Below are 12,176 nucleotides of genomic sequence, written 5' to 3'. Positions count from 1 at the left end.
GCGATCTAATAATCCCAAAACATGTTCTCCTCTCCAACAGTTGACCTTGACATTCTAAAAAAAAGGGCTTTTAATTTAAGGTGGGCCACCGTTCCAAACGGTGTCATTCCTTTAACGGCAGCAGATCCAGATTTCCCCTGTGCCCCGGAAATCGCCGACGGCATTATCCGATTTACTAAAGACAGGTACTTATCTTATGGTCCGCCGGAAGGCTTACCAGAGTTCAAAGAAAGTATGGCCGGATTCTTTCAGGAAAAAAGAAATATCCCTGCAGATCCAGCGCTGCTTTTTCCGGTAGATAGTGCTGCTTTTGGAATATGGCTAACCTGTAAAGCATTTCTAACGATCGCTGATGAGGCGATTATTTTTGACCCGGTAGATTTCCTTTTCAGGTATTCTATAGAAGCAGTAGGCGCCACAGCTATCTCTTTTTCTATCCCTCCGGGAGAGATCCCTGTTGATTTTGACCGATTAGAGAGGCTCATCAGCAAGCGAACAAAAATGATTTGCCTCTGCAATCCATTAAATCCAACAGGAAAGGTTTTTACTAAAGAAGAACTGATTCGTTTTGGGGAAATCGCCTGCAAATACGACCTGATCATCTTGTCCGACGAGATCTGGAGCGACATTATTTATGCGCCGCACGTTTTCACCAGTATGGCTTCCCTGGATGAAGAAATTCGGAACAGGACCATTACCATCACAGGTTTCAGTAAATCTTATGGACTGGCCGGTTTAAGAATTGGTACGGTGATGGCTTCCAATCCAACTCATTATAACCAGCTCTTTGAAGCTTCGCTCCATGGATCTACCATTCATGGCGCCAATGTATTGTCGCAAATTGGGGCAACAGCTGCATTAGATGAATGTGGATATTACCTGGATGCTTTCAAGAACCACTTGCATCAGATGCGGGAGTTAATTGTAACGGAACTGAATAGCATCGATGGTTTCCATTGCATCGCACCGGAAGGTTGTTATGTGGCCTTTACAAACATTACAGGAACAAACAAAACCAGTTTAGAGATTCGGGATTTACTTTTTAATGAAGCAAAAGTTTCGGTCGTACCTGGATTAAAACAATGGTTTGGCGAAGGTGCAGAAGGCTATATCCGCCTTAGTTTTGCCACTTCTGAAGAAATACTTACCGATGCGCTCTCCCGTATCAAGAACACTATAAAACTACTATGAAAGTTGTCATAATTGGAGGAGGCATTGCCGGACTCACCCTTGGTATATTTTTACGAAAAAACAATATAGAGGTTGTCATCAACGAAAGACTGGTCAATATGCCAGAACGCGGACATGCTTTTTTAATGCATAGCGATGGCCTCAGTAAATTAAAAGAACTTAGTCCAGACGACCACACGATGGTTCCCGGCAAAATGGTCCATGATTTTATCTTAAAAAGACCATCAGGAAAAGAAATCAAACATTTACACCTCGATTCCTGGAAATGCATCAAACGAGGCGACCTGATTCGTTTTCTGAAACAGTCTTATCCTTGCAATCTGGTGAAGGAAGGAAGAGAGTTTTCGCATTTCATCTATGAAAATGACAAGATTACTGCCGCTGCCTTTAGCAATGGAGAACTGGAATATGGCGATATTTTTGTGGGTGCTGATGGTGGAAATTCAAAAGTAAGGCAGCAAATTATGGGCGAAGTCACCTTTAGTCCTGTAGCCGTCAAGGAAGTAGTAGGCGTTTCTTATAATGAAAAGCTAGGAAAAACACATGGGCAGAACTTTACCAAGTTCCAGGACAACACCAAAGGTTTAGCCTTCGGAATGATTCCTACAGATCAAAACGAATTTGTCTGGTTTATACAGTATGATGCCAATGCAAATGATGTTGAGGATCAAAGTCCGGAGGGTATCAAAGCGTTTTGCAGCCATCTTTTAAAGGATTTCCCTGCAGAAGTCAACGAATTACTGTCGACCAATGATTTTACCAGCAGTTACATCTGGAATACACGTGATTTTGACCTGTTGCCTAAATTTCATCACGAAAATGTAGTGCTAATCGGCGATGCGGCGCACCTCTCCCTGCCATTTACCAGTGCAGGGACCACCAATGCGATTGTGGATGCGAGAACGCTGGCCGATGAACTGATGCTTCAGGAAACCCTGGAACAAGCTTTTGAGCAGTATTATGCCACCCGGGCACCACAAATAGAAAAACACATCCTGCTGGGCAGAGAACTTAAACACATCTTCCTAAATCCCACAGATCAAAATGATGATGATATTCCTGTGCCATTAATCGTGAGTAAGGAAGAACAGGATGAAGTAGCTGCGAGCATGCAGATTGATGTGCTTTATTTTACAGACCCGATTTGCTCTACCTGCTGGACGATACAGCCCTTACTTAGAAAACTTAAACTGGAATACGGCAGTTACCTGAACATTAAATATTGTATGGGTGGCATGCTGCCTTCCTGGGGAGAATACCCTAAAGGAAAAGTAAACAACCCTGGCGAGGTAGCCAAACACTGGGATGAAGTTTGTGCCATTCATGAGATGCCCATAGATGGTGATTTATGGATTGAAGATCCGATGAATTCTTCCTACCCACCTTCTATTGCCTTTAAAGCTGCACAGATGCAAGACAACGACCTTGCTCCGCTTTTCTTAAGGCGGATCAATGAAATGGTTTTTGTAGAGAAGAAGAACATTATTAAATGGGAATTTCTGGAGACGGCCGCTTTAGAAGTAGGATTGGATTCCGCGAGATTATTACGGGATTTCGAAGGCCGTGCAAAGGAATTGTTTACAGAAGACCTGAACACTGGAAAAACCCATGGGGTAACGAGTTTCCCTACCCTTATCTTTTCAGATCAACACAATGAGCATGTAACCATCAAAGGGCATCAAACCTATGACCATTTCGTGGACATCATTTTAAAACGCATTCCTCATGCTAAAAAAGCGGAAATAAATACCGATCCGAAAACCTTGTTCAGCCACTTCCCTACCATGGCGGATAAAGAATTTGCTTATTTGAGCAATATCTCCATGGAGGCAGCGGCAGCTCAACTGGAAGAGTTATATGACCAGGGTTTCATCAAAAAGATGGAAAGTAAGAATGGAACGCTCTGGAAAAGTAATTACTACGAACTGATCTAAAAAAACTCCTCAGTTTAAAAAAGAATCAAGGCTCAATGCAACAATTTGATTCCATAACGCTTGTGCGGCTATCTTTTTTAAGGGTAGCCGCTTTTTTTTAAGGAATAATAACCATCTTAGGTGATGAAAAAAATAGCGCTCTACCTACTGCTGATCAACCTATTGACCTCAACTGACAGCTTTTCACAATCCTTAGATCCAGCTCAAGAACAGCAGCTTTCCGGTAAAGTGATCGATGAAAAACAGCTCCCACTAAGTCTTGTGGTCGTTAGCCTGAAACAAGGCGCTAAACTTATCGGCAATGCCATTACCGACCCTAAAGGAAATTACCAATTTAAAAATATCAGTAAAGGAGATTACCAGCTCTTGTTTAAATATGTGGCCTATAAGGACACCACTTTAACAGCTGCGATCAATGGTGATACTTTTGTTCCTCTGCAATACCAGCATTCCCATGCTTTAAATGAAGTAGCGATCAGTGCTAAAAAACCCATCTTTCAGCGACAAATAGATCGCCTTCGCTTTAATGTTGGGGAAACGGATCTGGTTTTTGGGAGCAATATCTGGGAAGTGGTTGAAAAGACCCCATTGGTCAGTGTTTCCGCAGATGGTGGGATTCAGATTAGTGGGACTACCGGTGCGGTAGTTTACCTGAATAATAAAAGAAAAGTGCTCAGTGGAAACGCTTTAAAGAACTACTTGAGCAGTATTCCTGCTGAAAACCTGGAGGCCATTGAAGTGATGACCAGCCCTTCCAGCAAATACGATGCAGAAGGTGGCGCTGGCATCATCAATATCATAACCAGAAAGAACAAAGAAGAAGGATTTATAGGAAATGCAGCGCTGAGCGGCCGACAAACGGTAGTAAACTCTCAGGCGGGCAGCATTTATGGGAACAACCGCTCAGGAAAATGGAATGTTTTCTCTAATCTTAACATGAGCAACAGAAATCGGAAGCCGGAGTTCAAAAAGGACATCTATTATCCTGCAGGCAGCCCTGATCATTTACTGCATAGGAGCATACAATCTGCCAATGATTTTCAGATCTTGTCGCCCGGCGGGAATTTCGGAATAGACCGTCAAATTAATGCCGATCATATCGTAGGTCTGTTATTTGACTACTCAGGAGAAAAACATAGGGAAAACCGCAACGCCTTTACAAGAGATCGTTACACGGCCATCAATGACTCTTTGCGTTTAACCCACAACAAAGATGATTTAAGTACCAACACCTACTCCTTGAACCTGAATTATCAGGGGAAACTAGACGGCAAAGGCAAGACCGTAAGCATAGATGTGGATGCCCTGGAATACAATTCAAAAAACAAATCTATCAGTAAAACCGAGGCTTTAGACCTTGGCAATCAGCAATCCTTATTTGTAAAAGACTGGTTTAGAAGTTCTGCACCACAAAAGATCAGTAACCAATCTGTGAAAGCTGATTTCGAATGGCCGGTAGATAAAAACCTGTCCATAGATTTTGGCGTTAAAACGGCGCTATCCAAGATTGATAACAACCTGGTTTTTGAAGACACTGGCAATGGTGAAAACTGGATAAAAGACGAAAAAAGAAGTAACTTCTTCCAATATAAGGAACACATCAATTCCCTTTATGGCATTGTAAATGGAAAAGTTAATGCCAGCTGGTCTTATCAATTCGGCCTCCGCGTAGAAAACACCATCGCCAAAGGATGGCTGGAGGGCCTTAGGGTAGTGGATAGAAATTATACCAACTTATTCCCGACTGTCTTCTTAAAATATACGAGCAGTAAGGAAAAATCTTATGTACTTGCGGTTTCCAGCAGGATCAACAGACCAGGTTTCTGGGATGTAAACCCCTTCAGGACTTACACCACGGATCAGACTTATTATGAAGGAAACCCATTCTTAATGCCTTCTAAGTACTATAGAGAGGAATTGAACCATACCATCACTAGCAAATCGGGAACCTTTACTTTCCAGCTTGCCGCTAGTCAGTCGCTGGATGAGATCTATGCCCTTCCCAGTAATCCCAGCGCTAATATCATCGCCAATAAGAAAGTCAATTATGGCAATAAATACAGCTTCAGCAGTACCCTCACCTATTACCAGCAGATTTTACCCTGGTGGAGATTTTCAGGTACCGGATTAACCGGCTATGTGCTTTCTAAAGGCAATTATGCAGATCACATATTGATCGAGAACAAAACATTCCTGCTGAGCCTTTCCACCAATCAGACCTTTAACATTTCCAGGAAAAATGGCCTTTCTTGCACGGTAATCGCAAATAATACCTTTCCTGTGACCATTGTAAACACAGAAATAGGCAACAGATTGGAAACTGAGCTGAGGTTAAGAAAATCTATGGGTGCATGGAATGTTACCTTATCTGGCCAGGACTTTTTTAGGAGCAACAAAGACCATTACAAAATACTGGTCAATGAATTGAGGATCATAGATGAAAACTATTATGATACGCAAAGTGTAGCGGTGTCGCTGAGTTACAACTTCGGAAAAATGACGGTAAAAGACAAAAGGGACAGGGATACCGGATCAGATGAAGTGAAAAGAAGGATCTAAATGCAAGCCCCTATTTCTGCTGGAAATAGGGGTATTATAAAGAAAACTGGGCTTATTTTAATGGAAACTAAGTTTATCATAAAATTGTAAAGACAATTATCTCTAAAAAAAGCAGGGTGCTAAAATTCTATATTTGGCACAATATGTTCATCAAGTTGTTTCATTTTTTATCGCTGTTCGCCTACCTGAACATTATTGCCTATGAAGCGGGAGACGCTTCTGTGAAGCAATATTCGTTTGCCGGCGACTCTTTACTTGAAATTGTACTTGATGACCTTTTGGACATTCCAATGCACAATTATGAAGATGGCATTGAAATTCCAAATGAGAACTACCGTCTTTTCCAAACCGGGATTTACATCCTTCCAGCCATCCTGATCCTTTTTTCTTTCTTTCTCTTTAAGCAGATTGGAAAAATCATCAAGATCAGCCACCCTTTCTACAAAACGAAAAGCACCTGTTTACCAAGTTACTACACCCACCTGTTTAGATTAAAGCCGTTCTAAGCAAAATCTCTATTTAGTATTTCTAATTGAAAACCAGACCGTTGATACTCTTGTCCGACCTAAAGTCTGGGCGCTGTCCTGCTTTTGTCTGCGTCCTATCCATTAAAAAATACTAATGCCTTTCCGGCAAGGGTTTTAAGCGCCAAGCAGCCTTAAAACCAGTTATTTAACTGCATTTTTTTTCAAAAACCATCCATATCACGGGGCGCATTGACGCGTCCCTAAAAATCATTATGACCATGAAAGTTAAGTATTTAGCTTATTTCCCAATTTTAGCTGCCGTTACCATTGCCGGCTGTACTTCAAAGAGCCAGGAGCCCCTTGCTGCAGACCAGGCCAAAACCGTCCCTATCGCTGCTGTCAGCGTATTAGACACCCTGATTTTTAAAGAATACATAGCCGATATCCAGGCGGCAAAAAACGTAGAAGTAAGGTCCAGGTTATCCGGGTTCTTAGAAAAGATCTATGTAGAAGAAGGTGCAGCAGTTAAAGCCGGACAAATCCTCTTCAAAATCAATGATGAGGAATACAAAGCTGATCTGAGTAAGGCCGAAGCGGTATTGAACAATGCCATTGCTGATGCTAAAACTGTAGATTTAGAACAACAAAGAACTAAGGTTTTGGTGCAGAGTAACATCGTTTCCAAAACAGAATTAGATTTAGGCGCTGCTAAGCTGAAAGCTGCAGAATCGCGTGTAGCAGAAGCCAGATCCGTGCTGCGTTACGCGAAATCCAGACTTTCTCATACTTTGATCAAATCTCCTTTCACAGGAAGGATCGACAGAATGCCTTTAAAAGCAGGAAGTTTATTGGAGGAAGGTTCCCTCCTGACCTCTGTATCTGATTTAAGCACGGTAAACGTGTATTTTTCGATCACAGAGAAGGAATACCTGAATATTGCCAGCGATACGGCCTACTCAAAAAACAACTTCAAAAAGCACGTTAAGCTGACATTAGCGAATGGCGTCGTTTATCCTTTTCAAGGAATTGCAAGATTTGCCGAAAGTGAATTTGCGAGTCAGACCGGCTCTTTATCACTGAAAGCCAGCTTTCCAAATGCGGACGGACTGCTAAAACATGGTGCTTCCGGTAAAATCAGCGTACCCGTAGAAACAGGAGAAATTTTGGCAGTTCATCAGAAATCTGTGTTTGAGATTCAGGACCGGACTTATGTGTATGTGCTGAATGCAAATAACACGATAAAAATGACGCCTTTTGAAGCCGGACAGCGCATTGGACACTATTATATGGTGAACTCCGGACTAAAAAAATCAGATAAAATTGTCTATGAAGGCACCCAAAGCCTGCGCGATGGGCTGACGGTTAAACCAATGGACATCAAAACAAACCCTATCGCTAAAAACTAAATCCTGCGTATAAATCATCACAGATCATGTTTGAACAATTTATAAAACGACCGGTATTATCACTGGTTATTTCCCTATTTATCACCCTGTTGGGTTTACTGGCGCTATTTACCTTGCCGGTTACCCAATTCCCGGACATCGTTCCGCCTTCCGTAGTGGTGACGGCCAATTATACCGGTGCAAATGCCGAAGTAAGTACCAATGCCGTTGCGATTCCTCTGGAGCGGGCCATCAATGGCGTAGCCGGAATGACCTACATGAGTTCTGTGTCTACCAACAACGGAACTACCCTGATCCAGGTCTTCTTTAAAGTGGGTACCGACCCAGATATTGCGGCGGTAAACGTGCAGAACAGGGTCACTACCGTGCTCGATGAATTGCCTGAAGAGGTGATCAAAGCCGGAGTAACGACCGAAAAAGAAGTCAACAGTATGCTGATGTATTTGAATATATACAGCGACGACAAAACTGCAGATGAGCGCTTTATCTACAACTTTACCGACATCAATATCTTAAAAGAATTGAAACGAATTGAAGGTGTTGGTTTTGCCCAGATCATGGGTTTAAGGGATTATGCAATGCGTGTTTGGCTGAAACCTGATCGCCTTGCGGCTTACAACATCTCTTCTGATGATGTGATTGCAGCCCTAAGGAAGCAAAATGTGGAAGCCGCCCCCGGACAAACCGGGATTGGTTCTGATAAATCAATCAACATGCAGCAATATGTATTGCGTTACCCAGGTAAGTTTTCGGAAGCTGAAGAGTACAAAAACATTCCCATCAGGGCAAACGCGGATGGTTCTATCATCCGGATTAAAGACGTAGCAGATGTGGAGTTTGGTTCACTCGACTATGAGATGGTCTCTAAAACGGATGGCAGGCCCTCTGCTTCAATCATGTTAAAACAATTGCCAGGATCAAACGCTCAGGAAGTCATTAAAAATGTAAAAGAGCGGATGGCTGCTTTACAGGAGAACTCTTTCCCCCCGGGTATGAAATACACCATGGGTTACGACGTATCCAGATTCCTTGATGCTTCTATATCAAGTGTATTGATCACCTTACTTGAAGCGTTCATACTCGTATTCATTGTAGTATTTATCTTCCTGCAGGATTTCCGATCCACCTTAATTCCAGCGCTGGCAGTTCCAGTTTGTCTGATTGGAGCCTTGTTTTTCATGCAGATGCTGGGCTTCTCGATCAACTTACTAACGCTGTTTGCACTCGTGTTAGCGATTGGTATCGTGGTGGATAATGCCATTGTAGTAGTGGAAGCCGTGTACTCCAAAATGGAAGAAGAACACCTGCAGCCGATGGAAGCCACCATTGCTGCGATGAAAGAAGTGGGTAAACCGGTGGTAGCGATCACCCTGGTGATGTCGGCGGTATTTATCCCGGTCGCTTTTCTTTCCGGTCCGGTGGGTATTTTTTACCGACAATTCTCCTTAACACTGGCTTCCGCAATTATCATTTCCGGAATCAATGCCTTAACATTAACTCCTGCGCTATGTGCGATCATTTTGCGCTCTCCACATGACAAACCAGCTGCTAAAGGCTGGATGGCCAGGTTCTTTGCAGGCTTTAACAGGGCTTACAATAGAATGGCGGGCGGTTATAAAGGTTTATTGACCAGAATCGCAGGTCGGAGAATCCTGACTTTTGGATTGCTGATCGCGTTCTTTATCACCACCTGGGGCATGAGCAGCATCCTGCCTTCCGGATTTATCCCAACAGAGGATCAGGGCATGATTTACGTGAATGTAACCACTCCTCCAGGAGCAACAGTAGACAGGACGGAAAGCGTGCTGAATGAAATTGATGCCATCAGCAGAAAAATGCAGGCCGTAGAAACTGTTTCCACCCTTGCAGGATATAGCCTGGTGAATGAGGTTTCCGGTGCTTCTTATGGTATGGGTATGATCAACCTTGTGGCCTGGAAAGACCGTAAAGAATCTGTAACTGACATGATTGAAAACCTTAAAAAGGCGACTTCACATATCATGGACGCGGATATTGAGTTCTTCCCTCCGCCTACTGTACCTGGTTTTGGGAACTCTTCAGGCTTTGAACTCCGCCTTTTAGATAAAACCGGTGCGGACGACCTGAACAGGACTTCTGAGGTGATGAAGAAGTTCATTGAAGACTTGAAAGCGACCCCGGAAATCGGCAATGTATTTACCACTTTCGACGTTAGTTTCCCGCAATACCTCATCAAAGTAGACCATGATTTAGCGGCTAAGAAAGGCATCAGCGTAGAGAATGCGATGAACACCCTTCAAACCTTAATGGGGAGTTATTATGCAACCAACTTTATTCGTTACGGACAAATGTACAAGGTGATGGTACAGGCAGGCCCTAATTACCGGGAGAAACCAGAGGATGTGTTAAACCTTTTCATTAAGAATGACCAGGGAGAAACCATGCCTTTCTCTACATTTATTACGATGGAACGCGTTTATGGCCCGGAGCAAATTACGCGTTACAATATGTTCTCTTCGGCAATGCTGAATGGTGATGCTGCGGCTGGTTTCAGCAGCGGGCAAGCGATTGATGCTGTAGAGGCCGTGGCGAACAAGCTTCCTACTGGTTACGAAATTGAGTGGTCTGGGATGACAAGGGAACAGATTCTTTCCGGAAATCAGGCTTTATACATCTTTGCACTGTGTTTATTGTTTGTTTACCTGATCCTTGCCGCACAATATGAAAGCTTCCTGCTGCCATTGCCAGTATTGCTTTCTTTGCCGGCAGGTATTTTTGGTGCCTTCCTGTTCTTATGGATGTTCGGACTGGAAAACAATATTTATGCGCAGGTTGCGCTGGTGATGCTCATCGGTTTACTCGGAAAAAATGCGATCCTAATCGTCGAGTATGCCATTATTAAACAAGAACAAGGTATGACTTTCTTAAATGCCGCAATAGAAGGCTCCGTTGCCCGTTTACGCCCTATTTTAATGACCTCTTTTGCTTTTGCAGCAGGATTGGTTCCTTTAATGATTGCTACCGGTGCAGGTGCATTAGGTAACCGCTCTATCGGAACAGCCGCTGTAGGCGGAATGATTATCGGTACTGTGGTTGGTGTAATTGTGATCCCAGGCCTATATGTACTCTTTTCCTCTTTGATGAAAAAGAAAGCTGGAGCGAGTGCTAAAGTGGTCATCGCCATTACCGCAGTGATGTTGATCAGCAGCTGCTCGATGAAAAAAGACATCCCAGTGTACGAACATCAGACACTTCCGGAAAGCTTCCAAACCAGTAAAGACACAGTGACCGTTGCCCATACCGGATGGAAGGAATTCTTTAAAGATGAGCAGCTCATTTCTTTAATTGAAACTGCTTTGGCCAATAATACGGATATGAAGCAAACCTTGCACCATATCGAGCTGGCGAAAGCAAACCTAAGAATGCGAAAAGGTGCAGCACTACCTAATATAGACCTTGCAATTGAAGGAGGATTAAGGAAATATGGTTTTCACACCGCAGATGGAATTGGTAATTATGACACCAATTTCTCCCCTAATCTGAAACCCGGAGAGCAGGTACCCAACCCATTTCCTGACTATTTCATAGGGTTCAGAACCTCTTGGGAGCTGGATTTATGGGGTAAACTGAAAAATAAAAAGCAGGCGGCTGTCCACAAGTTTCTAGCTTCTTATGAGGGGCAAAAGCTGGTACAGACGGAACTCATCAGCAACGTATCCGCGGCCTATTTTGAGCTGCTGGCCCTGGAGGAGGAGCTTCAGATTTTAAGCAGAAACATCCAGCTGCAGCAGAACGGATTAAAACTGATCCAGGTTCAAAAAGAAGCCGGTGTGGCTACTGAATTGGGCGTGCAGCAATTCAAAGCGGTGCTTGCCAATTCTAGAGGTAAAGCACAGGAAGTTTTACAGCAGCAGCTGCTCATGCAAAATCACCTGAACTTTCTGACGGGAAAATTTACTGCTGTTATTTCCTTAAAAAAGAATGGATTAGAAGAATTCAATTCCAGCAGCACTTTAGCAACAGGCACACCTTTACAAATGATTGCTTTGAGGCCAGACATCAGACAGGCAGGACTGGAATTGATTGCATCGCAGAAAGAAACCAAGGCCGCAAGCGCAGCATTCTTACCTGCAATTGTACTGGCGCCTCAGATCGGATTGCAATCTTTTGACCTGGGTAAGTTGTTTCAGCCACAAACGGCTTTAGCTTATGGTTTGATGGGTGGTATCACTGCTCCTATTTTTAATCAGCACCGTATAAAAGCAGAATATGAGAGCTACAAAGCATATTACGGTATAGCATTCCAAAATTATGAGAAAATCGTTCTGAAGGCTTACAATGAAGTACAGGATGCAGTGAAATCACAGGCTTTCATTAAAGCAAAAAGAGAATACCTCTCGGAAGAAGTGAAAGCGTTAAATGCTTCCGTAAAAGCGGCCAATGCGTTGTTTTTAGCAGGAAGGGTGACGTATCTGGACATCATTACCACACAAAGAAATGTTTTAGAGGCAGAAATCAATGAAGTTCTTGCCAAGAAGCAAGAAGTATTGAATCAGATATCTATTTACAAGGCCTTAGGAGGCGGTTGGAAATAAACCTGATAAACAAGTCCTGATCCTATAAATCAGGGCTTGTTTTTT

Annotated in this window: 6 protein-coding genes; all 6 read left to right on the top strand. The window is 43.1% G+C overall.

Annotation, left to right across the window (positions count from 1 at the left end; translation table 11 throughout):
* The first annotated feature begins 21 nt into the window (after nucleotides 1-21).
* The 6 genes from K7X70_RS23950 to K7X70_RS23925 all read left to right on the top strand — a co-directional run bounded on the left by K7X70_RS23950 (nucleotide 22) and on the right by K7X70_RS23925 (nucleotide 12,131).
* Entirely contained in the window at nucleotides 22-1,191 is a 1,170-nt protein-coding gene (locus tag K7X70_RS23950) for a pyridoxal phosphate-dependent aminotransferase (protein WP_222539448.1), read from the top strand.
* The gene (locus tag K7X70_RS23945) at nucleotides 1,188-3,125 is read left to right on the top strand and encodes a DsbA family protein (RefSeq protein WP_222539447.1); all 1,938 of its coding nucleotides are present in this window, start codon (nucleotides 1,188-1,190) and stop codon (nucleotides 3,123-3,125) included. Before K7X70_RS23950 ends, K7X70_RS23945 begins: the two co-directional genes overlap by 4 nt.
* A 123-nt stretch (nucleotides 3,126-3,248) precedes the next feature.
* On the top strand, nucleotides 3,249-5,684 hold the full coding sequence (locus K7X70_RS23940; protein ID WP_222539446.1) for a TonB-dependent receptor: 2,436 nt from the start codon (nucleotides 3,249-3,251) through the stop codon (nucleotides 5,682-5,684).
* Between the two features lie 143 nt (nucleotides 5,685-5,827).
* Nucleotides 5,828-6,190, top strand: a complete 363-nt coding sequence (locus tag K7X70_RS23935; RefSeq protein ID WP_222539445.1) for a hypothetical protein — start codon at nucleotides 5,828-5,830, stop codon at nucleotides 6,188-6,190.
* A 239-nt stretch (nucleotides 6,191-6,429) separates the two neighbouring features.
* A complete protein-coding gene (locus K7X70_RS23930; protein ID WP_255607628.1) occupies nucleotides 6,430-7,557 on the top strand; it encodes an efflux RND transporter periplasmic adaptor subunit in 1,128 nt (375 codons plus the stop codon).
* Nucleotides 7,558-7,583: 26 nt separating this feature from the next.
* Nucleotides 7,584-12,131, top strand: coding sequence for an efflux RND transporter permease subunit (locus K7X70_RS23925; RefSeq protein WP_222539443.1), 4,548 nt, complete (start codon nucleotides 7,584-7,586; stop codon nucleotides 12,129-12,131).
* Nucleotides 12,132-12,176 lie beyond the last annotated feature (45 nt).

Source organism: Pedobacter polysacchareus (genome assembly GCF_019802255.1).
In the GTDB taxonomy this organism is placed as follows: domain Bacteria; phylum Bacteroidota; class Bacteroidia; order Sphingobacteriales; family Sphingobacteriaceae; genus Pedobacter; species Pedobacter polysacchareus.
Note: the sequence above shows the minus strand (reverse complement) of the source record. Positions and strands in the feature narration are given on the sequence as shown.